Origin of the sequence: Mycobacterium europaeum (assembly GCF_002102155.1) — a bacterium.
Taxonomy (GTDB): domain Bacteria; phylum Actinomycetota; class Actinomycetes; order Mycobacteriales; family Mycobacteriaceae; genus Mycobacterium; species Mycobacterium europaeum.
Map to the genome: position 1 here is coordinate 18,931 of NZ_LQOU01000070.1, position 22,085 is coordinate 41,015.

17 protein-coding genes and 1 pseudogene are annotated in these 22,085 nt (G+C 69.7%); 12 read left to right on the forward strand and 6 right to left on the reverse strand.

Going from position 1 to position 22,085, the window contains the following annotated elements; all coding sequences use genetic code 11:
* Positions 1 to 14 precede the first annotated feature (14 nt).
* The 4 genes from AWC03_RS26180 (at position 15) to AWC03_RS26200 (ending at position 8,477) form a co-directional block, all read left to right on the forward strand.
* A complete protein-coding gene (locus tag AWC03_RS26180) occupies positions 15 to 4,442 on the forward strand; it encodes an HAD-IC family P-type ATPase (RefSeq protein WP_085243614.1) in 4,428 nt (1,475 codons plus the stop codon).
* Between the two features lie 436 nt (positions 4,443 to 4,878).
* Positions 4,879 to 6,063, forward strand: a complete 1,185-nt coding sequence (locus AWC03_RS26190; RefSeq protein ID WP_085243615.1) for an acyl-CoA dehydrogenase family protein — start codon at positions 4,879 to 4,881, stop codon at positions 6,061 to 6,063.
* Between the two features lie 9 nt (positions 6,064 to 6,072).
* Positions 6,073 to 6,981 carry a biphenyl-2,3-diol 1,2-dioxygenase gene (gene bphC / locus AWC03_RS26195; RefSeq protein WP_085243616.1) on the forward strand — a complete coding sequence of 303 codons (909 nt, stop codon included), beginning with the start codon at positions 6,073 to 6,075 and terminating at the stop codon, positions 6,979 to 6,981.
* The gene (locus tag AWC03_RS26200; protein ID WP_085243617.1) at positions 6,978 to 8,477 is read left to right on the forward strand and encodes an FAD-dependent oxidoreductase; all 1,500 of its coding nucleotides are present in this window, start codon (positions 6,978 to 6,980) and stop codon (positions 8,475 to 8,477) included. The genes bphC and AWC03_RS26200 overlap by 4 nt, the downstream gene beginning before the upstream one ends.
* Here the strand turns inward: AWC03_RS26200 and pstS are convergent.
* The gene (gene pstS / locus AWC03_RS26205) at positions 8,448 to 9,563 is read right to left on the reverse strand and encodes a phosphate ABC transporter substrate-binding protein PstS (RefSeq protein ID WP_085243644.1); all 1,116 of its coding nucleotides are present in this window, start codon (positions 9,561 to 9,563) and stop codon (positions 8,448 to 8,450) included. The genes AWC03_RS26200 and pstS overlap by 30 nt on opposite strands.
* 453 nt (positions 9,564 to 10,016) lie before the next feature.
* On the opposite strand from pstS, the gene AWC03_RS26210 reads away from it, so the two are divergent.
* Entirely contained in the window at positions 10,017 to 10,340 is a 324-nt protein-coding gene (locus AWC03_RS26210) for a DUF732 domain-containing protein (protein ID WP_085243618.1), read from the forward strand.
* A 52-nt stretch (positions 10,341 to 10,392) separates the two neighbouring features.
* On the opposite strand, the gene AWC03_RS26215 is transcribed toward AWC03_RS26210, so the two are convergent.
* Both AWC03_RS26215 and AWC03_RS26220 read right to left on the reverse strand, forming a co-directional pair.
* Positions 10,393 to 10,695 (reverse strand): ferredoxin, encoded by a 303-nt coding sequence (locus AWC03_RS26215; RefSeq protein ID WP_085243619.1) that lies wholly within the window; start codon positions 10,693 to 10,695, stop codon positions 10,393 to 10,395.
* Positions 10,692 to 11,834: a 3-ketosteroid-9-alpha-monooxygenase, oxygenase component gene (locus tag AWC03_RS26220; protein ID WP_085243620.1), complete on the reverse strand. Its 1,143-nt coding sequence runs from the start codon at positions 11,832 to 11,834 to the stop codon at positions 10,692 to 10,694. Before AWC03_RS26220 ends, AWC03_RS26215 begins: the two co-directional genes overlap by 4 nt.
* A gap of 90 nt (positions 11,835 to 11,924) precedes the next feature.
* Here AWC03_RS26220 and AWC03_RS26225 point away from each other — a divergent pair, with 90 nt between their 5' ends.
* Positions 11,925 to 13,637: a 3-ketosteroid-delta-1-dehydrogenase gene (locus tag AWC03_RS26225; protein WP_085243621.1), complete on the forward strand. Its 1,713-nt coding sequence runs from the start codon at positions 11,925 to 11,927 to the stop codon at positions 13,635 to 13,637.
* A 4-nt stretch (positions 13,638 to 13,641) separates the two neighbouring features.
* Here AWC03_RS26225 and AWC03_RS26230 read toward each other — a convergent pair whose 3' ends face one another.
* Positions 13,642 to 14,535 (reverse strand): hypothetical protein, encoded by an 894-nt coding sequence (locus AWC03_RS26230; protein WP_420845701.1) that lies wholly within the window; start codon positions 14,533 to 14,535, stop codon positions 13,642 to 13,644.
* A 68-nt stretch (positions 14,536 to 14,603) separates the two neighbouring features.
* Here AWC03_RS26230 and AWC03_RS26235 point away from each other — a divergent pair, with 68 nt between their 5' ends.
* Positions 14,604 to 15,728, forward strand: a complete 1,125-nt coding sequence (locus AWC03_RS26235) for an FAD-dependent oxidoreductase (RefSeq protein WP_085243622.1) — start codon at positions 14,604 to 14,606, stop codon at positions 15,726 to 15,728.
* An 11-nt stretch (positions 15,729 to 15,739) separates the two neighbouring features.
* Here the strand turns inward: AWC03_RS26235 and AWC03_RS26240 are convergent, their stop codons facing one another.
* Together AWC03_RS26240 and AWC03_RS28170 are read right to left on the reverse strand one after the other, a co-directional pair.
* Positions 15,740 to 17,212, reverse strand: a complete 1,473-nt coding sequence (locus tag AWC03_RS26240) for a multicopper oxidase family protein (RefSeq protein WP_085243647.1) — start codon at positions 17,210 to 17,212, stop codon at positions 15,740 to 15,742.
* A complete protein-coding gene (locus AWC03_RS28170) occupies positions 17,209 to 17,952 on the reverse strand; it encodes an arsenate reductase/protein-tyrosine-phosphatase family protein (RefSeq protein ID WP_276327162.1) in 744 nt (247 codons plus the stop codon). The genes AWC03_RS26240 and AWC03_RS28170 overlap by 4 nt, the downstream gene beginning before the upstream one ends.
* 64 nt (positions 17,953 to 18,016) lie before the next feature.
* Between AWC03_RS28170 and AWC03_RS26250 the strand changes: the two genes are divergently transcribed.
* From AWC03_RS26250 to AWC03_RS26275, 5 genes and pseudogenes are all read left to right on the forward strand, one after another.
* Positions 18,017 to 19,291 (forward strand): APC family permease, encoded by a 1,275-nt coding sequence (locus AWC03_RS26250; protein ID WP_085243623.1) that lies wholly within the window; start codon positions 18,017 to 18,019, stop codon positions 19,289 to 19,291.
* Positions 19,284 to 19,778 carry a DoxX family protein gene (locus AWC03_RS26255; RefSeq protein WP_085243624.1) on the forward strand — a complete coding sequence of 165 codons (495 nt, stop codon included), beginning with the start codon at positions 19,284 to 19,286 and terminating at the stop codon, positions 19,776 to 19,778. Before AWC03_RS26250 ends, AWC03_RS26255 begins: the two co-directional genes overlap by 8 nt.
* 38 nt (positions 19,779 to 19,816) lie before the next feature.
* Positions 19,817 to 20,143, forward strand: a complete 327-nt coding sequence (locus tag AWC03_RS26260) for an ArsR/SmtB family transcription factor (RefSeq protein WP_085243625.1) — start codon at positions 19,817 to 19,819, stop codon at positions 20,141 to 20,143.
* A pseudogene (gene arsB / locus AWC03_RS26265) lies at positions 20,140 to 21,643 on the forward strand (ACR3 family arsenite efflux transporter). The gene AWC03_RS26260 and the pseudogene arsB overlap by 4 nt, the downstream one beginning before the upstream one ends.
* A gap of 23 nt (positions 21,644 to 21,666) precedes the next feature.
* Positions 21,667 to 22,074, forward strand: a complete 408-nt coding sequence (locus AWC03_RS26275) for an ArsI/CadI family heavy metal resistance metalloenzyme (RefSeq protein WP_085243628.1) — start codon at positions 21,667 to 21,669, stop codon at positions 22,072 to 22,074.
* Positions 22,075 to 22,085 lie beyond the last annotated feature (11 nt).

The window sequence follows — 22,085 nt, forward strand, 5'->3', positions numbered from 1 at the left end:
CGCCGCTGCGAGTCATGTCGACCGGACTCGGGGCCGCCGCGGGACTCGGCGACGCGGCCGGCAAACTCGCCGCCGCCGGCCTTGATGTCGTCGCCCTGCCCGTCCGGACGGGCGCAAAGGCGCTCTCGGGCGAGGTTTCCCGCTCGACGCTGACCCGGCGTTGCGGGCGAGGGGACGGCCGCATCTGGATCGAGGTCCGCGGCCTCGACGGCACCGGTGGGGCGGCGCGTGGCCGGGCCGCCGTTGCCGCGCTGCGGGCACAGCCCGGCGTCACGAATGCCGTCCTGAACCGTCCGCTGTCGCGGGTGGTCGTCGAGATCGACGACGGGGCGTCCCCCGACGACCTCTGTGCGGCGCTCGACGCCGTCGAAAAGGACGATGGGACCACCGATTCCGCGCGTTGCGACAGCTTGCCCGGTGACGGTCTGCTGCTGGCGGCCCGCGGCGCGATGGTAGCGGTCAACGCCGCCGGGTTCGCGGTCGCAGTAGCCGGCCGGGCCCTGCGCTTGCCGGCGGCCCCGATCGCCGTCGAGGCGGTGTCCGCGATCGCGAATTATCAACCGTGGCTGCGCCGTGCGCTCGAGGCAGGGATCGGCCCAGGCGCGACGAACACCGCGTTGTCGCTGTTCGGCACCGCCGCCCATGTTGTCACGCTGTCGCCGGCGAAGCTGTCGGTCGACCTGGCGATGCAGGCTTTCCGGGCGGCCGAGTGCCGGGCCGCCGCGCGGGCATGGGCCCGTTATGAGCCGGAACTGGCCCGGCATGCCGACGAGCCGGAAATGCACCGCCTACCGCGCCCGGTTCCCGCGCCGGCCGGCCCGGTCGACCGTCATGGGAAACGCGTGGCGTGGGCGCAGCTGATCGGTGTCGGCCTGACGGGGGCCCTCACCCGCAACGTCACGATGGCTTCGAACGCGGCGCTGGCGGCCTCGCCGAAGGCGATGCGCACCTCGCATGAGGCGTTTGCGGCCACGCTCGGACGCGGCCTGGCCGATCGGCACGCGGTCCTGCCGCTGCGGCCGGAGGGTTTGCGCCGGCTCGACAAGGTCGATGCGCTGCTGATCGATCCGCGCGTGCTGTGCGGCGAGGCGATGCGGGTGGTGCGCGTGCGCGGCGCCCGCGACGGCGAGCTGTTCAGCGCCTGGACGCGCGCCCAGGAACTGCTCGACGAGGGGGCGGCCCCGGGCTGGCACCGGGTTGACACACCCTCGATCGACGAGCCGGTCGAGGCGCTCATCGCACCGGCCGCCCACCCGCTCGCGTCGGCCCTGATCACCCGGGCGCGTGACTCCGGCGCACGCCTGGTGTCGGTCGACACCGAACTGCTCGGCGACTTGCGCCCCGCGTTCGACGACGTCCTCCCGGTCGGCAACGGCGGCATCGATGATGAGCTCGCCGATGCGGTGTCGCGACTGCAACATGACGGGCACACCGTCGCGGTGCTGTCTTCGTCCGGCGCACAAGCACTTTCGGGAGCCGACGTGGCATTGGGAATCAGGCCGAGCGCCGACACCCCGCCGCCCTGGAATGCGGACCTGATGATGGAGGACCTGGCGGCGGCCTGGCTGGTGCTGCATGCGTTGCCCGCGGCGCGAGAGGCGAGCCGGCAGGGCATCGCGATATCGGTGGGCGCGTCGGCGCTGGGCGCGCTGTTCATGGTGCCCGGGGTACGCAGGTTGCGCGGGCCCGGCCCGGTGACCGTCGGCGCCGTCGCGGGCATGCTGTCGGGATACCTGTTGGCGCGCGGCGCGATTCGCACCCCGACACCCCGGCCGGCGCCGGCCTACGAGTGGCATGCGATGTCGGCCGAGCAGGCCCGCGAGGTGCTGGCGGCGCTGCGTGACCCCGACGAGCGTTCTGCCGCAACCGAACCCGCAGAAGCCGGCACCGGGTTCCCCGCCGCGGCGTGGGAGTTCGCCAGGGCCGCCGCCGCCGAGCTGACCGGTGACCCGTTGACGCCGATCCTCGGGCTGTGTTCGGCGGCGACCGCGCTGCTGGGATCGCCGACCGACGCGGTCATGGTCGGCACCGTGCTGACCGGCAACGCGATGCTGTCGACGTACCAACAGCTGCAGGCCGAGAAGCGGCTGAACCGGCTGCTGGCCCAGCAGGCCCCGCCGGCGCGGCTGGTGACCGACGCGCGACGCTACCGGGAAGTCGTCGTCGAGCGGCTGCGGCCGGGCGACGTGATCGAGGTGCGCAGCGACGAGGTGGTGCCCGCCGACGCCCGGGTGATCGAGGCGCACGACCTGGAGGTCGACGAATCGTCGCTGACCGGTGAATCCCTGTCCGTGCAGAAGCAGGTCGAGGCCACACCGGGGGCCGAACTGGCCGAACGTCGCTGCATGATCTACGCCGGAACCACCGTGGTGGCGGGCACCGCCGTCGCGGTGGTCACCGCGGTCGGGGCCGACACCCAGACGCGTCGCGCGGCCGAACTCGCCTCCGGTGAGCTGCCGACCGTCGGGCTGCACCACCAGCTCAGCCAGCTGATGAGGCGAGCGTTCCCCTTCAGCGCGGGCGGCGGCGTCGCGGTCGGTGCACTCGGCCTGCTCCGCGCCGGCGGCCTGCGCCAGGCGCTGAGTAGCGCCATCGCGGTCTCCGTGGCGGCCATCCCCGAGGGCATGCCCCTGATGGCCACCCTGGCCCAGTCCGCGTCGGCGCAGCGGCTGGGCGAAGCCGGGGCGTTGGTGCGGGTGCCACGGGCGGCGGAAGCGCTCGGCCGCGTCGAGGTGGTCTGCTTCGACAAGACCGGGACGCTGAGCGAGAACCGCCTTCGCGTCGCCGAGGTGCGCCCCATGGCGGGGCATTCCCGCGACGACGTTTTGCGGTGCGCCGCCCGGGCCGCACCCGCCGACGACGGCAACCCGCACGTCCACGCCACGGACGAAGCCATCGTCAAGGCGGCGGATGCGGTGGCGGATTCCGGTTCGCGACCCGAGCCCGACGCGCATCTGCCGTTCCGGTCCGGCCGGGCCTTCTCGGCCTCGGTGACGGGCACGCAGTTGACCGTCAAGGGCGCGCCGGAAGTGGTCTTGGCGGCGTGCCCGAACGTCGGCGGGGAGGTGGAGGACGCGGTCGCCGCCCTGACGACCGCCGGACTGCGGACGATCGCCGTCGCGCAGCGCCGCCTCAGCGCGGCGCAGGCGCGGTCGTTGCGGAACGACCCCGACGGCATCACCGAACTGTGCGGCGGGGGGCTGACGCTGACCGGATTCCTGGGGCTGTCGGACACACCGCGCCCCCAGGCGCCTCAGTTGCTGGCCGACCTGGCCGACCGGGGCGTGGCGATCCGGCTGATCACCGGCGATCATCCCGTCACCGCCACCGCGATCGCCCGCGAGCTCGGCGTGCCGGTGAGCGCCGGCCAGGTGATCACCGGAGCCGAGTGGAACGCCCTGTCACGGCCGGATCAGGTGCGCGCGGTGGGCGACCGGGTGATCTTTGCCCGGATGTCGCCGGAGAACAAGGTGCAGGTGGTCCAGACCCTCGAGCGCTCCGGCCGGGTGTGCGCCATGGTCGGTGACGGCGCCAACGACGCCGCCGCGATCCGGGCGGCCAGCGTCGGGGTCGGTGTGGTCGCGCGCGGCAGCGACTCCGCGCACACGACCGCCGACGTGGTGCTGACCGACGGCCGCATCGAGACGCTGGTTGCCGCCATCGACGAGGGACGCCGGCTGTGGCGCGGGGTCCAGGCGGCCGTGGCCGGGCTGCTGGCCGGCAATGCCGGTGAGGTGATCTTCTCGGTCATCGGGACCGCGATCACCGGGACCTCGCCGCTGAACACCCGCCAGTTGCTGCTGATGAACATGCTCACCGACGCGCTGCCCGCGACCGCGGTCGCCGTCAGCACGCCCGCCGGGCCGGTGCAGCGCGTCGGGCGCGGCATCGACGAACGCGCACTGCGCCGCGCCGTGGCGGCGCGCGGGTCGATCACCGCCGTCTCCGCCACGGCGGCCTGGGCGCTGGCCTCGGTCACCGGACTGCCGCAGCGGGCCTCCACTGTCGCGTTGATTTCGTTGGTCGCCGTCGAACTCGGCCAGACGGTGGTCGACTCACACGCACCTCTGGTGTTGCTCACCGCGGCCGGCTCGTTCGCCGCGTTCGCCGCGATGATCACCACCCCGGGAATCAGCCAACTCGTGGGCTGCACACCGGTCGGCCCCGTGGGCTGGGCCCAGGGGCTGGGCACCGCCGCGGCCGCCGTCCTCGCCGTCGCGGCCACCAATCGATTGCGGTCGGGTCACCGGGACGCGGAGTCACCGCTCACCGATGACCCGGAACTCGACGAGCCCGCCGAGTCACCCCCACAACCAGCGCAGCACAGCGGATCACGCGCTCCGCATACCGCGATGGCTCCGGCAAAGGCCGCGCGTGCCCTGAAACTGGTGGACCGACACCAGCATCGGATTTCGGCGGAGGCCGTCACCGATCGCCCGTGAGCCTCGGGTCACGGTCACCGCGGCGGCTCGGCGCGGACGATGAACACGCCTTCTGCGGCGACCGTGATTCCTCATTCGCGACGACGATGTCGAGGCGCCCCAGTGCCATGACGCCGTCGGCCACGGCACCCGTTACAGCCTCGAGGTCACTCACCTCGGCAACACCCGTCACGCAGCGCCGACCGCGGATTTCGACATCCCTTGGGTGCTGTGTGGCGACGGTCGTCGAAGGCGAGGTCGACATCATCGCGAAAACGACGTCATCGAACCGAACGACCGACTGGATGGCCTGATCCTGGCGGGCCGGGCCCGGCCCGTGAGCGCCGCATCGTGCATTCGATTCTGAGGCTTTTGCTTCCGCTCATCGGGAAGGGCTTCGGCTGAGGCACGAACTGCGGTAGACCATTACTAAGCCCCAGACGTAAAGGACACCAACATGAGCGAACGGTTACTCGACCGGGTCGTGGCGATGGCGGACCAGTTGCGCGACCAGGCCCCCGAGGCCGAGCGGATCGGGCGGCTCACCGACGACACCGTCAAGCTGATGAAGGGTGCCGGCCTGATCCGGCTGCTGCAAACCAAGCAGTATCAAGGCTTCGAGGTGCACCCGCGCGAGTTCGCCGAGACGACGATGGCGACCGCGGCGCTGGATCCGGCCGCCGGCTGGATCGTCGGCGTGGTCGGCGTGCACCCCTACCAGTTGGCGTACGCGGACCCGAAGGTCGCCGCCGAGATCTGGGCCGACGACGTCGACACCTGGATGGCCTCGCCGTACGCGCCGCAGGGGGTGGCCAAGCCCGTCGACGGTGGCTACCTGTTCAACGGCCGCTGGCAGTTCAGCTCCGGCACCGACCACTGCGACTGGATCATCCTGGGCGCAATGCTCGGCGACGACAAGGGCATACCGATCATGCCGCCGCAGATGCTGCACATGATCCTGCCGCGCAAGGACTACGAGATCGTCGAGGACTCGTGGGACGTGGTGGGGCTGCGCGGCACCGGGTCCAAGGACGTGATCGTCTCCGACGCGTTCGTCCCGTCGTACCGGACGATGGACGCGACCAAGGTGATGGACGGCACCGCCCAGCGCGAGGCCGGGATGACCGAGCCGCTCTATCTGATGCCGTGGTCGACGATGTTCCCGCTGGGCATCTCCGCGGCGACCATCGGCATCGCCGAGGGCGCGCTGGCCGCGCACCTGGACTACCAGCGGGAGCGCGTGGGCGCCACCGGAACCGCCATCAAGGACGACCCGTACGTGATGTACGCCATCGGCGAGGCCGCCGCCGACATCAACGCCGCCCGCCAGGAGCTGCTGGCCAACGCCGACCGCATCTACGACATGGTCGCCGCCGGCAAGGAGGTCTCGTTCGCCGACCGCGCGGCCGGCCGGCGCACCCAGATCCGCGCGGTGTGGCGCGCGGTGTCGGCGGTCGACGAGATCTTCGCCCGCTCGGGCGGCAACGCCGCCCGCATGGACAAGCCGCTGCAACGGTATTGGCGCGACGTGCATGTCGGCCAACTGCACGCCATCCACATGCCCGGCACGGCCTATCACGCGTCGGCCCTGAGTTCGCTGGGTATCGATCCGCCCGAGGGCCCCCTGCGGGCTTTGATCTAGGAGAGCACGTTGACCGACCTGAAAAGCCTTGGCTACATCACCATTTCGACGAACGACATCGACCGCTGGCGGCACTTCGCCTTCAGTGTCCTGGGTTTCGCCGAGGGCAAGGGACCGGACCCGGAGGCGCTGTACCTGCGGATGGACGAGCGCGCGGCCCGGCTCATCGTGGTGCCCGGCGAGACCGACCGGGTGCTGACCGTCGGCTGGGAGGTGCGTGACCGCCCGGCGCTGCAACGGGTCAAAGCGACCCTGGACGCCGCCGGGACCCCGTTCAAGCAACTGTCCACCGACCAGGCGGAGTCCCGCCGGGTGGAAGAGGTGATCACCTTCGAGGACCCGGCCGGCACCACGCTCGAGGTGTTCCACGGGGCGGTGCTCGACCACAGCCCCGTCGTCACCCCGTTCGGCGCGAGGTTCGTCACCGGCGACCAGGGCATGGGCCACGTGGTCGTACCCGCCACCGACCCCAATGGGCTGTTCGACTTCTACACCGAGGTGCTGGGGTTCCGCGCCCGCGGCGCGTTCCGGGTGCCCTTGCCCAAAGAGTTTGGGCCCGTGCGGGTCCGGTTCCTGGGCATCAACGAACGCCACCACAGCCTGGCGATCGTGCCGGCCGCACACCAGCGCGACCCGCGCCTGGTGCACATCATGGTCGAGGTCGACAGCCTCGACGCCGTCGGGCAGGCGCTGGACCGGGTGAACGCCGAGGGCTTTCAGCTGTCCTCCACCCTGGGCCGGCACACCAACGACAAGATGGTCTCGTTCTACGTCCGCGCGCCCGGTGACTGGGACATCGAATTCGGCACCGACGGCATGCGTGTCGACGAAACCTATTACACCGCAGAGGAAATCACCGCCGACAGCTACTGGGGACACCAGTGGATCGGCGAAATGCCCGCGGCCATGCGGTTATGACGCCCGATTCCGACGTCACCCCGGTCCCGGCCTCCTCGGTCACCTCCTGGGATGACGAGGCCGACGTCGTCATCGCCGGCTACGGGGTGGCCGGGGCCGCCGCGGCGGTCGAAGCCGCCCGCGCCGGTGTCGACGTGCTGGTACTGGAACGCACCGGATCCTGGGGCGGCGCCGCGGCGATGGCCGGCGGGTTCATCTACCTCGGCGGCGGCACGCCCTTGCAAAAAGCCTGCGGCTTCGACGATTCCGTCGACAACATGGCGGCGTTCCTCAATGTCGCGATGGGACCCGGCGCCGACGCGAACCGCATCGCCGACTACTGCGCGGGCAGCGTCGCGCACTTCGACTGGCTCCTCGGCTGCGGCGTGCCGTTCAAGGCCGAGTTCTTCTCCGAACCCGGGTGGGAACCCATGGGTGACCAGGGCCTGATGTACAGCGGCGGGGAAAACGCCTACCCCTTCAACACGATCGCCTCCCCCGCCCCGCGCGGCCACGTCCCGCAGATGTCCAACAAGAAGCAGGGCGAAGCCAGCGCGGGCTACATGCTGATGAAGCCCCTCGTCGAGACCGCCACCGCTGCTGGCGCACGCGCGCTCTACGACGTGCGGGTGCAACGCCTCGTCGTCGAAGCCGACGGCCGGGTGGTCGGCATCCGCGCCCGCCGGTACGGCACCGAGATCACGGTCCGGGCCCGCACCGGTGTGGTGCTCGCGACCGGCAGCTTCGCCTACAACGACGCGATGGTGGCCCGCTACGCCCCGCGCATCGCCGGCCGCCCGGCCGCCTCGATCGAGCAGCACGACGGGCAGGCCATCCGCATGGCCCAGGCACTCGGCGCCGATTTGGCGCACATGGACGCCACCGAGGTCGCCATCTTCATCGACCCCCAACAGCTGGTGCGCGGGATCCTGGTCAACGGCCGCGGCCAGCGCTACGTCGCCGAGGACACCTATCCGGGCCGCGTCGGCCAACTCACGCTCTACCAGCAGGACAACACCGCTTACCTGATCATCGACGACGACGCCCAGCAGGAGGCGATGGCATCGTGGTCCCCGAAATTCATGCTGAGAGAGGCGACGTGGGTGGCCGACACCGTCGCCGACCTGGAGCGCGACATGGGTCTGGCACCGGGTTGCCTGCAGGCCACCGTCGCCGCCTACAACGAGGGTGCCGCCCGCGGCGAGGATCCGCTGCTGCACAAGAAACCTGAGTGGCTCAAGCCCATCGGTTCGCCGGTCGGCGCCATCGACTTGCGGGAGAACACCGGCGGTTTCACATTGGGCGGTCTGGCCACCACGCTGGACGCCGAGGTGCTCCACGTCAGCGGTGAACCGATCCCCGGCCTGTTCGCCGCCGGCCGCTGCACCGCCGGGCTGGCCGCGTGGGGCTACGCCAGCGGTATCTCGCTGGGCGACGGTAGCTTCTACGGCCGCCGCGCCGGCCGATCCGCGGCCCAGGTTGATCGATCAGGAAACGGCGTTGACCGCCGTCGATAGCCTGCTCTTGAACGCGTCGGGAATGGGGATGTACCCATGATCCGCCAAGCCGGTTTGGCCCGCGCCAATGGTGCTCTGCAGGAAAGCCTTTACCGCCATACCGAGCTGGGGATCGGAATACTTCGAGCAGACGATCTCATAGGTCGCCAGCACGATCGGGTATGAGCCGGGCTGGCTTGGCCGGTAGAACGAGATCGTGTCGAGAACAAGGTCGTTGGTCTTATTGATGACGCCTGCCGTCGCGATCGTCTTTCCCACCGAGTCCGCGCTGATCGAGACGGGGTCCGGACCGGCCGACGTGATGATCCTGGCCATGTTGAGCTGTTGCGCTTGGGCGAACGACCATTCGTTGTAAGTGATCGCGCCCTCCGTGCGCTTGACGGCCGCGGCGGTACCGTCATTGCCCATGGCGCTCTCGCCGACGCCGCCGTTGAACGTCTTTCCGGCACCCTTGGCCCACGCGTCACCACCGGCGGTATCGAGATATTTCTGGAAGTTGTCCGTAGTCCCGGACAAGTCGCTGCGGGACACGACGTGAATAGGCTCGGCGGGCAAGGTGATACCCGAGTTCAGCGCGCGGATCGCGGGGTCATTCCACGTGGTGATGGCACCGTTGAAGATCTTGGCCGCGGTCGGACCGTCGAGAGCCAACGAAGTGACGCCGTTGACGTTGTAGGTGATGGCGATCGGGCCGAACACCACCGGTAGGTTCCACGCCGGCGAGCCGCAGCGTTGCTGGGCGGCGGCGTACTCCGCCGGAATCAGGGGTGAGTCGGACCCACCGAAATCGGTCTGATTGCGAATGAACTCGCTGATTCCGGCGCCGGAGCCATTGGCCGTGTAATTGAGCGTCTGGCCCGAGCAGGCCTGCTCGAACGCATTCACGAACCGGGCCATCGCGTTGGCCTGGGCCGTCGATCCGCTGGCCCTGAGCGTCTTGTTCCCGCCGCAACTCACGTTCGCTGGGGGTGGCGAACCGGTCGATGAGCTTGGCGCACTTGCCTGTTTGTTGCTGTCACACCCCGACAACACCAGCGCGGCGGTAACCAAGACACACGGCAAGGCACTAAATCGGTTGACTTTCAACACAGTTCCCTATGTTCTTACTTCCCTCGGCTGGAAGCTGAACCACGGTCGCCGCGCCTGTAGCCATGCCATTTCGACGGGCTATTCAGGCAGCCGCCACCGAATTCGACCGCCATTTCGAAATCGACCTCGGCCGGCTCAGATGGTATCCCACTCCGCCGCAGAAAACAGCACGGCTGACCTTATGGTGAACTGGGAATCTGTTGTGCGCGTGCCGGGGCGGCGCCCCCGGCGTTGCGACCCAACGTATGTCAGCGCGGGAATGGCGTTAAGGCTGCGGAACGTTCGCAACCCGCGGTTAGCCGTCAAGTGAACAAAACATGTACAACCAGTCTTCCGGCTGGAAGCGCGGTCGCACCGAACGCCAGAATTACTCCAAAAGTTCGAACCAATCAGTCCCCGGCGGCTTAACTTGGTGTCAGCGCGATATCTCACATCTGAAAGCACCCAAAAATGGTTACCCGTCTGCAACTAGCCATGGGGATCGTGGTGATTGGTCTCACGGCCGCAGCGCCTACCGCTCATGCCGACAGCACCGACGACAAGTTCGTGGCGAAGCTGAAGGCCCAAGGCATCAGCGACAACGTATCTCCCGGACACGAAATCGAAGCCGGTCATTTCGTATGTGTGAAGCTCGACAACGGCGCCACACCGATGGATGTGATGGAAGACATCATGAAGAGCAGTGGGTTGCCGGAGTTTCACTCCGGCTACTTCGTCGGCGCGAGCATCGACGCCTACTGCCCGCGGCATAAGGGTGAAGTGCCGGAGGGGTAGGCCTCGGACGCGACCCCCTGGTTCGACGGCGGCGCGCGCTCGATCCCTCGAGCTACGGTCGTTGACCGCCGGCCCCGTCGACGATCGCCAGGGCGCCCCGGCGCACCGCGTCCACGATCGACGCGCTCAGCGCCGAGCACGCCAGGAACACGCATCGGCCCCCGTGCCCGGAGATCTTGCGCGCCTCGGCGAGTTCGACGCACCGGGCCGTCGCGTCGGCATTCCACTGCACGCTGGTCTGGTTCCAGGTGCTCTTGCGCGCCAGCACGCGGGCGCCGCAGTCCCGGCACACCACCGGCGCCATCGGCATCTCGTCGAGCCGGTTGTCCGTCCTGACGGACGAATCCAGCGTCATCGCGGACCCGCGGCGGCCGCCTGGGCCGCCATGTTGTCCTCGACCTCTTTCATCCACGCCTCGTACGGGCGGGTGGTGTCGAGCTCGAATTCGAAGCGGTCCACCATGTCCGGCGTCACGTCGGCGGCGGCGACGTAGAACTGCTGGTACCAGCGCCGGAGCTGGTACACCGGCCCGTCCTCCTCGACCAGCAGCGGATTGTCGATGCGCGCCTTGTGCCGCCAGATCTGCACGTCCTGTTCGAACCCCAGCTTGATGTAGTCGCCGAGCTTGATCGCGGTCTGCATGGCCTGGTCGGCGGGCATGGCGTCCGACTTCTTCACGATGATGCCGTACTGCAGCACAAAGGAATTCGCGTCGATCGGATAGTGGCAATTGATCAGAATCGAATGCGCGTCACCGGTCCGGTAGTGGTAGGTCAGGTCGTCGATCATGAAGGACGGGCCGTAGTAGGACGCGACCGACGTCGTGCCGAGCATCTCGGCACCCACCGTGCCGCCGAGGTCGGGCCGGCCCTCGCCGTTCATGTACTGCGTCGCCACGTGGCCGGAGAAGATGTTCTTGAAATACGTGGGCAGCGAGCCGTGGATGTAGAAGAAGTGCGCCATGTCCACGACGTTGTCGATGATCTCGCGGCAGTTGCTTCCCACCACGGTGGTGTACCAGTGCCAGTCGGTCCAGTCGTTGCTCGTCGCACCCTCGATGCGTGGAATCGTGACCTCGGGCGGCGGCGGATTGCCCTCGGGGTCGTTCCACAGGAACAGCATCCCGTCCTGTTGCAGCGTCGTCCAGGCCCGCGTGCGGGCCAGCCGCGGCGTGCGTCTGGCGTAGGGCACCCGTTTGCATCGGCCGTCGCCGCCCCAGCGCCAGTCGTGGAAGGGGCAGGCGATCTCGTTGCCTTTGACCTCGCCCTGCGAGAGGTCACCGCCCATGTGTCGGCAGTAGCCGTCGAGCACACTGATCTCGCCGTCCCCGCTACGGAAGACGACCAGCTTCTGCCCGAAGGCGTTGATGGGGTGGGGCTTGCCGTCACCGAAGTCCCGGATCAGGCCCAGGCAGTGCCAGCCGCGGGCGAACCGGGCGGGCGCGGGCTGCGCTTCGATGAGCCGAACCTCGTCGGCTTCCGACTGCATCGTCATAGGCATTGATTTAACGCCTGCTGCCGGAGTTGTGGGGCCACTTGTTCCCGCCTCTTCCTCTGCCACCCCGCCCGGCATACCGTTCACAGCGTGAGCCCGCGCAGCGCGACCATCCCGGCCGGCCTACCGGCGACCGACACCACCGTCGACCTGCTGGTGGTCGGCTCGGGAACCGGTATGGCCGCCGCGCTGGCCGCGCACGAGGGCGGGCTCTCAGTGCTGATCGTCGAGAAGTCGCCGTTCGTCGGGGGCTCGACGGCCCGCTCCGGCGGTGCGCTCTGGCTGCCCGCCTGTCCCGTGCTGCGCGAGGCCGGCGCCAACGACACCGCCGAGCGCGCCGCCACCTACCTGGACGCGGTGGTCGCCGGGTCGGCGCCCGCGGCACGCTCGGCCGCGTTCCTGGCGCACGTGTCCGCGACGGTCGACATGCTGCGCCGCACGACTGCCCTGCGCCTGTTCTGGGCTCGCGACTACTCCGACTACCACCCCGAGGAGCCGGGCGGCAGCGCCGCGGGCCGCACCTGCGAGTGCCACCCGCTGGACACGTCGATCCTCGGTGAATACCGCACCCGGTTGCGGCCCGGCGTGTTGGAGGCCGGCTTCTCAATACCGACGACGGGCGCTGACTATCGCTGGATGAATCTGGTCGCGCGGGTACCGCGCCGCGGCATCCCGACGTTCGCCAAGCGGGTGACGCAAGGACTGGGTGGGCGGCTGCTGGGCCGCCGCTACGCGGCGGGCGGCCAGGCCCTGGCGGCCGGCCTGTTCGCCGGAGTGCTGCGCGCCGGCATCCCGGTCTGGACCGGCACCACGCTGCTGCGCCTGACCGGCGACGCCGACCGCGTGACCGGCGCGGTCGTCGGCCACGACGGCCGCGAGGTGGCGATCACCGCCCGGCGCGGCGTGGTGCTGGCCACCGGCGGTTTCGACCACAACATGGAGATGCGGCGGAAGTTCCAGACCGAGTCGCTGGAAGCCAACCTCAGCCTGGGCGCTGAGACCAACACCGGCGAGGGAATCCGCGCCGCGCAGGACGTGGGCGCCGGCATCGATCTGATGGACCAGGCGTGGTGGTTCCCCGCCATCGCGCCGCTGCCCGGCAAGCCGCCCGGGGTGATGCTGGCCGAGCGGTCGCTGCCGGGTTGTCTGATCGTGGACCAGAACGGCCGCCGATTCACCAACGAGTCCTCGGATTACATGTCGTTCGGTCAACGGTTACTTGATCTAGAGCGGTCGGGCACCCCTGTCGAAGCGATGTGGATCGTCTTCGATCAGCAGTACCGCAACGGCTACGTCTTCGGCGCCGAACTGTTTCCGCGCATGCCGATTCCGCAATCGTGGTACGGCGCGGGCATCGCGGTGCGCGCCGAGAGCCTCTCCGAACTGGCCGCGCTCATCGGTGTTCCGGCCCACGAGTTCGTTGCGACGATGACCCGGTTCAACGAAAGCGCCTCCGCGGGGCAGGATCTCGACTTCGGCCGGGGCCGCAGCGCCTACGACCGGTACTACGGCGACCCCACCGTCACACCGAACCCCAACCTGCGTCCACTGCTCAAGGGTCCGTTCTATGCGGTCAAGATGGCCCTCAGCGACCTGGGCACCTGCGGTGGGCTGACGGCCGACGAACGAGCGCGGGTGCTGCGCGAGGACGGCACCGCGATCCCCGGGCTGTATGCGATCGGCAACGCCGCCGCCAACGCGTTCGGCACCACCTACCCCGGCGCGGGTGCGACGATCGCGCAGGGATTGGTGTACGGCTACATCGCGGCCCGCGACGCAGCGCACGCCGAGCCCCGGCGATGACCGGTCACCTGATCGCCACCCCGCGCCTGCGCACCCACGCCAGGGCGCCGACCGTGCCGAGGACCCAGATGGCCGTGGCGATGGCCAGGTGCACGAAGCTCTTGGTGTCGCGCCCGAACACCGGCCAGATCAACGAGGGAATCTGGTACCAGAGAACTTTGTGCTCGACCCCGTTCATGGGATCGGCGACGTAGTACACCGCGTACGGCAGCGCCAGCGCGGCCAGCCAGCCGACGGTGCGGCGCCGGTCGCCGCGCTGCCGCCACCGCCGGGTCAGCGGCTCGACGCCGACCGGGTACAGCACCGAGACGAGGTTGCCCAACCCGAGCCAGGACAGGAGGGGCACGGCGACAGTGGGAATCGTGATCCCCAGCCGTCCGGGCGTCTCCAGGCACAGGGTCAACACCACCGCGGCCGCCACGGTGGGCAGCCCGACGATCGCGAGCAGGGCAAGGTTCTTGACCAGCAGGATCCGCCCGACGGGCACGCCGTCGGCCAGTGCCTCCCGGACGCGGTAGTGGTCGGCACCGAGCAGGTTGGTGGTGGTGACGTCGGCCAGCACCCACGACGAGAAGTAGGTGCCCACCAGGATGACCCAGTCCGTGTGGTGCAGCCCGATCGTCAGCGGCTGGACCAGCATCCACGCCGCGGCGAACATCACATTGGCGACCACGCCCATCAGCCAGGTCCGGGGCGGGGTGAACGCCCACCGGATCTCCGCGACCACCGCCGCCCACAAACCCGGCGTCCGCAAGTCGTGGGCGGCCCGCCGGGCGGCGGACGGACGGGGGGCCGACGCCCGCACGGCGGCGCGCAGCGCGGCACGCGCGCGCGGCGGCATCGACCACTGCACGCCGGTCATGCATTCGGCGCGGCCGCTCCTGGGCGAGACGATCAAGTGGCGTGCTCCTGGCAATCGGTCGAGCGGCCGTCGGCCCTGAATTTCGTCCCAGGCAGGATAACGGCATGAACCGCAAGCGCGTCGTCATTGCCGGGCTCGGAGACGCCGGTGTCCTGGCGGCGATCCGGCTCTCCGGGTACGCAGACGTCGTCGGCATCTCCGCCAAGCCCGCGCTGGTCAGCGGGCAGGAACTCGGCGTGCGGCTGTCCCGCCCGCACGACTGGGCGCGCGATTACTGGATTCCGTTCGACAGGTTCCGGCGCCTGGACCGGGTCCGGACGGTGCAGGCCGAGCTGACCGGGGTGGACCTGGCCGCCCGCACCGTCGTGGGCAAACGCGCCGACGGCTCGGCGCTGGCCGAGGAGTACGACGCGCTGATCATCTCGACCGGGGTGAGCAACGGCTTCTGGCGCCGGCCGACGCTGCAGTCGGCGGCCGAGGTCGGCGCGGAGCTGCGCGCCGCGCATCACCGGTTGGCGGCGGCCGACTCGATCATCGTCGTGGGCGGCGGCGCGGCGGCGGTCAGCAGCGCGCTCAACATGGCCACCACCTGGCCGGGGAAGCGGATCGACCTGTACTTCCCCGGGCACGCCGCGCTGGAGGGGCACCATCCCCGGATTTGGGCCCGGATTCGTGAACGACTCGACCGCCTGGGCGTGGGCATCCACCCCGGCCATCGTGCCGTGCTGCCCGACGGGTTCGCGGGCGACGAGATCACCGGTGAGCCGGTGCGCTGGAGCACCGGGCAGCCCCCGGCGTGCGCCGACGCGGTGCTGTGGGCGATCGGGCGGGTGCGGCCCAACACCGGCTGGCTGCCACCGGAGCTGCTCGACGAGCGCGGCTTCGTGCGCGTGACGCCGGAGCTGCGCGTGCCCGGTCACCGGGGTGTCTTCGCGGTCGGCGACGTCGCGGCGACCGATCCCCTGCGCAGCTCGGCCCGCAACCGGGGGGACGCCCTGGTGGCCCGCAACGTGCGCGCCGAGCTCAGCGGCGGGCGGCCGGGGGCCTACCGGGCGCCGACGCGCCGGTGGGGCTCGCTGGTGGGCGCGCAACGCGACGGGCTGGAGGTGTTTCTGCCCACCGGCCACGCGTTCCGGTTCCCGGCGTGGTCGGTCGAGCGCATCGTGATGCCGTGGATCGTGCGGTGGGGCATGTATCGCGGAGTGCGGCGGAACAATCCGCTGGGGTGAGGCCGGCCGGATCAGGCGCTGTTGAGCAAGAGCATGAGGCCGTAATCCATGTGGATCTGCTGGTGGCAGTGCAGCAGCGACAGGCCGGGCTGGTCGGCGACGAAGTCGACCTCCATGCTCTGGTAGCCGCCCAGCATCGCGACGTCCTTGCGCACGCCGGCCGTTGGCGTGCCGGCGAATCCGGTGATCTCGAACGTGTGCCGATGCAGATGCATCGGGTGCATGTCGTCGCTGGCATTGCGGAAGCGCAGCCGGTAGCGCTTGTCCCGTTCCAGGTCGAGCACCGGTCGGTTGGTGTCCATGGAAAACGGTGTGCCGTTGAAGGTCCAGAGGTTGAAACCGTTGTCGGCGGCGTTGCGCTTCTCGATCAGCAGCTCGATCGTGCGCTCGGGTGGCGGAACGGGGGCGGGCCGCGCGAACAGCCGGTAATCCCACTTGAACGACGGCGGCGGCGCCCACTGCGGATCCCCGCCGCGGCCGGCATACTCCACGACGACGCCCATGCCGTGGCCGCGGTCGTCGTCGGACACGTCCCCCAGCACCCACACCCCCGGGTTGATCATCGCGACGAGGGCCGAAACGCGTTCGCCGGCACCGAGCCACAGCACCGGCACCGACGCCGGGGTGGGTACCGGGTTACCGTCCAGCGCCACCACGGTGAAGGCGTGACCCGGCAGGGCCAGGCTCCGCGTTTCGGTGGCGCTCGCGTTCAGCACGTGCAGCAGCACCCGCTGACCGGTCCGGACCCGGATGGGGTCGCTGTGGCCCAGCATCCGTCCGTTGACGGCGAACGCCCCGTAGCCGACCTCGAACCCGCGCGGGTCGCCACGGCCGAGCGACGCCGCCATCGATGACTCCCCCTTGTCTTTCAAGTCGGGTTGCTGTTCACCGGCCAGGAAGTCCGCGGCCATGTCGCCCCCGCGGGTGAGACTGGGCTCGAATTCCTTGAGCGTCAGGAAGATCTCTTGGTCGTACGCACCGACGTGCTGCCTGGGCTCGATGTAGACGGGGCCGACCAGGCCGCTGTATTGGCCGCGGGACAGGTCGGCCCGCGGCACCACGTGCGTGTGGTAGAAGCGAAAACCCGCCGGCCCCGGCACGAAGGAAATCCGCCGCATGCCGTGCGCGGGGATGTAGGGCGTGCCCTCCTCCGCGGAACCGTCGACGTCGACGCCGACGTGCTGGCCGTGCCAATGCAGCTGCTCGGGCGAATCGGTGTCGTTGAAGACATCCACCGTCGTTCGCCGGCCCTCGTCGAACCGCAGCAGCGGGCCGGGGAACTGCCCGTTGTAGGTCAAGGTCGACACCACGTGGCCCGGGGCCAACTCCACGGTGGCGGTACCGATCCGCAACGTGTGATCGGCTTTGCCGAGGGGCCGGGTGGGCCGTGCGCAGGCGGAGACGGTGCCGGCGCCCCCACTTGCGGCCAGCGCCGCCAGGCCACCCCACTTGAAGAAGCCGCGCCGATCGAGCGACACGGTCATCGCCCCCGCGGACACGCGCCGAGGGCGGGCACCAGGAATTCGATGCGGTCTTCCAATTCGTCTGCCACCCGGCCGAATTCCGGGTATCTCGCGCCGTGGGCCGACGGGTCGGGCAGGCTCCAGTGCATCGTCACGTCCGGGCCATGCTCGTGCGCATACTCGCGGACCTTGTCGCACAGGGTGATCACGCAATCGAAGTTGCGGCGGGCCACCGCGGTCAACGGTTGGGGCCGGCGCCCGGCGAGGTCGATGCCGTACCTCTCGCGCATGACGCGTATCGCGTTGGGGTGCAGGTGCGGTTTGGGATGGCTGCCCGCGCTCGCCGCGCGGATGCGGCCCCGTCCCCGCGTCTTCAGCAGCGCCTCGGCCATGGGTGAGCGCGCGCTGTTGCCGGTGCACAAGAACAGCACCGACCGGGCGGGCGGCGTGGCGAGCGGCGCCGGCGCGAGCGCGGGATGCAGCGCCGCGGCCGCGTCCCGGAACGCTCCGGCGCATCCGGTCAGGTTCACGCGGTAGTAGGTGTCTCGACCGTCGAAACTGCTGCGCCGCGCGTGCACCAGCCCGGCCGAGCGCAGCAGCCGCAGGTGATACGAAACCAGGTTCTGCGGCTCGCCCACGGCGGCGGCCAACTCCCGCACCCGGTGGTCGCCGCCCACGAGTTCGCTCAGCAGCGCCCAGCGCACCGGATGCGACGCCATCCGCATCAGCTGCGGCACCGCGGGACGATCGGTAGCCGACACCCCTCGGACAATACCTCAAATCAATTTGATAGGTTGGGCGCTGCCTGCGCGGTGAGGAGAGCCATTGGGCGACAACGACACCGGCGGACTTCGCCGCAGCCTGGGCGTGTTCGACGCGGTGATGATCGGGCTGGGCTCCATGATCGGCGCCGGTATCTTCGCCGCTCTCGGCCCGGCGGCGCGCGCGGCGGGGCCCGGCCTGCTGCTGGGCCTGGCGCTGGCGGCGCTGGTGGCCTACTGCAACGCCACCTCCTCCGCCCGGCTGGCCGCTCGCTACCCCGCCTCCGGCGGCACCTACGTCTACGGCCGCGAGCGGTTGGGCGACTTCTGGGGATATCTGGCGGGTTGGGGTTTCGTCGTCGGCAAGACCGCCTCGTGCGCGGCGATGGCCCTGACCGTCGGCTCCTACGCGTGGCCGTCGCAGGCGCACGCGGTGGCGGTCGCCGCGGTGGTCGCGCTGACCGCGGTCAACTACGCCGGGGTGCAGAAGTCGGCCTGGCTGACCCGCGTGATCGTCGCGCTCGTGTTGGCCGTGCTCGCCGCGGTGGTGGTTGCCACCTTCGCGTCGGGAACGGTTAGCGCCGAACAACTTCGCCCGTCCGGGACGACGGTCGGCGGGGTGATTCAGGCGGCCGGGCTGCTGTTCTTCGCCTTCGCCGGCTACGCGCGCATCGCGACCCTGGGCGAGGAGGTGCGCGACCCGGCGCGCACCATTCCGCGGGCGATCCCGCTGGCGCTCGGCATCGCCCTGGCCGTCTACACCCTGGTGGCGGTGGCCGCGGTCGCGGTGTTGGGGCCACGGCGCCTCGGCCACGCGACGGCGCCGCTGGTCGACACCGTGCGGGCGGCCGGGACGGGGTGGCTCGTCCCCGTCGTACAGGTGGGCGCGGCGGTCGCGGCGCTGGGATCGCTGCTGGCACTGGTCCTCGGCGTCTCGCGCACCACCTTGGCCATGGCCCGCGACCACCACCTCCCCCACTGGCTGACCGCCGTGCACCCGAGCTTCCGGGTGCCGCACCGCGCCGAGCTGCTGATCGGTGCCGTCGTGGCAGCGTTGGCCGCCACCGTCGACCTCAGGGATGCGATCGGTTTTTCCTCGTTCGCGGTGTTGATCTACTACGCGGTCGCCAACGCCTCCGCTTTCACCCTCCGGCCGGACGAGGGCCGCCCGGTCCGCGCGATCCCGGTAGTCGGGTTGATCGGCTGCGCGATACTGGCATTCGCGATGCCCCTGTCGTCGGTGCTGTCCGGCCTGGTGGTGCTCGCCATCGGCATCGCCGCCTACGCGATTCGGCGGGCCCCAAGGGATTCTGATCACGAGGAGGCCACACATGATTAGCCCCGGATCGCGACTCGCACCGGCGCTCTCGACACGCGCCCCGGCCGCGGTGGTGCTGATTCGCTTCTATGTGGGACTGGTGTTCCTGTGCGAGGGCGTTCTGAAGTTTCTTCGACCGGCCGCGCTGGGCACCGGCAGGTTCGAGAAGGCGGGCATCCCGGCACCTGCGTTCTTTTCCACGCTGGACGGAGCCTTCGAAATCGGCTGCGGCACGCTGATCCTCCTCGGGCTGTTGACCCGGCTGGCCGCCTCGCCGATGATCGTCGACATGCTCGGGGCGTTGCTCATCACCAAGCTGCCCCTCTTGTGTTGCCAGGCCCCGCTCTTCGGCCGCGAACACGGGTGGTGGGACTTCATCCACGAATCCCGCGTCGACCTGGCCCAGCTATGCGGCAGCCTGTTCCTACTATTCGCCGGGGCCGGCACATTGTCGCTCGATGCCTGGCTCACCGGGTCGGCGCTGCGGTCACCACCGACGACCACGTGAGGGTGGCACATTGATTCGATATGTGTTTATATAGAAGAATGTCGAATCAACTGCAGACCTGCTGCCCGACGCTGGGAACGGCCGCGATGGCCGATTCGCAGGCGTCCGAATTGGCGGCCATGTTCAAAGCGCTGGGCGATCCGGTGCGCCTGAGGTTGTTGAGCCTGATCGCCAGCCACCCTGGCGGGGAGGCGTGCGTCTGCGAGATCTCGGCGACCTTCGATCTGTCGCAGCCGACGATCTCCCATCACCTCAAGCTGCTGCGTTCGGCCGGGCTGCTGGACTGCGAGCGGCGCGGCACCTGGGTGTACTACTGGGTGATTCCCGCTGCGCTGCAGCGTCTTTCGTCGGTGCTGAAGCCATGACCGACATTCGTGCCACGGCGCCCACCGCGGCGGCGAGCCGGCTCCCCACCATGGACCGGTTCCTGCCGGTATGGATCGGCGCGGCGATGGCCGCCGGCCTGTTGTTGGGCCGCATCGTGCCGGGACTCGGGTCGGCCCTGAGTGCCGTTAGCGTGCAAGGCGTTTCGCTCCCGATCGCACTGGGCCTGTTGGTCATGATGTATCCGGTGCTGGCCAAGGTCCGCTACGACCGGCTCGACGAGGTCACGACCGACCGGAAGCTGATGGTGTCCTCCCTGGTGCTCAACTGGGTGGTGGGACCCGCGGTGATGTTCGTGTTGGCCTGGGCCCTGCTGCCCGACCTGCCCGAGTACCGCACCGGGCTGATCATCGTCGGATTGGCGCGCTGCATCGCCATGGTCATCATCTGGAACGACCTGGCCTGCGGGGACCGGGAGGCCGCCGCCGTGCTGGTCGCGCTGAATTCACTGTTCCAGGTGGTCATGTTCGCCGCGCTGGGCTGGTTCTACCTGTCAGTGCTGCCCGGCTGGCTGGGCCTGTCGCAGACGGGCATCCACGTCTCCCCATGGCAGATCGCCAAGGCCGTGCTCATCTTCCTCGGCATTCCGCTGCTGGCCGGATATTCCTCGCGCCGACTGGGCGAACGCTTCCGGGGCCGCGACTGGTACGAGACGCGGTTCCTCCCCCGCATCGGTCCCTGGGCCCTGTACGGGCTGCTGTTCACCATCGTGATCCTGTTCGCCCTGCAAGGCCACGAGATCACTTCCCGGCCACTGGATGTGGCCCGGATCGCGATCCCGCTGCTGGCCTACTTCGCGATCATGTGGGCGGGCGGGTATGCCCTCGGACTCGTGTTGCGCCTCGGCTACGCCCGCACCGCCACCCTGGCGTTCACCGCCGCCGGCAACAACTTCGAACTGGCCATCGCGGTGGCCATCGCCACGTACGGCGTCACGTCCGGGCAGGCCCTCGCCGGGGTGGTCGGCCCCCTGATCGAGGTACCCGTGCTGATCGGGTTGGTCTACGTGTCGCTTGCACTGCGCGCCCGGCTGTTCCGCGACGACCCGGCCCCAGGAGCCCCCACCGATGGCCGGTAAGCCCAGCGTCCTGTTCGTCTGCGTGCACAACGCCGGCCGCTCACAGATGGCCGCCGCCCTGCTGGGCCAGATGGCCGACGGACGCATCGAAGTCCGTTCCGCGGGAACGCAGCCCGCCGACGAGGTCAACCCCGTCGCGATCGCGGCCATGGCCGAACGGGGCATCGACATCACCGCCGCCAACCCGAAAATCCTCACCGGCGAAGACGTGCAGACCAGCGACGTGGTGATCACCATGGGCTGCGGCGACACCTGCCCCTACTTTCCGGGGGTGTCCTACCGCGACTGGAAAGTGCCCGACCCGGCGGGCCAACCGCTGGCCACCGTGCGTGCCATCCGCGACGACCTCGCCGAGCGCGTCGCGGCGTTGATCGCCGAACTGCTGCCCACGGCAACCGCCTAACCCGCACCCGAGGAAAGGACATCATGTCTCGCGTGCAACTCGCCCTCAACGTCAACGACCTACAGGAGGCGATCGCGTTCTACTCCAAGCTGTTCGACACCGAACCGGCCAAAATCAAGCCCGGCTACGCCAATTTCGCGATCGCCGAGCCGCCACTCAAGCTCGTGCTGCTCGAGAACCCCGGTCACGGCGGCAGCCTCAACCACCTCGGGGTGGAAGTCGCCTCCAGTGAGACGGTGCACGCCGAAATCGCCCGCCTGGGCGACCGGGGACTGGTCACCGACGAGGAGCTCGACACCACGTGTTGCTTCGCCACCCAGGACAAGGTGTGGGTCACCGGCCCCGGCGGGGAACGCTGGGAGGTCTACACCGTGATCGCCGACTCCGACACCTTTTCGGACACCGCCGACGAGCCCTGCTGCCAGAGCTAGGGGCGCCGCCC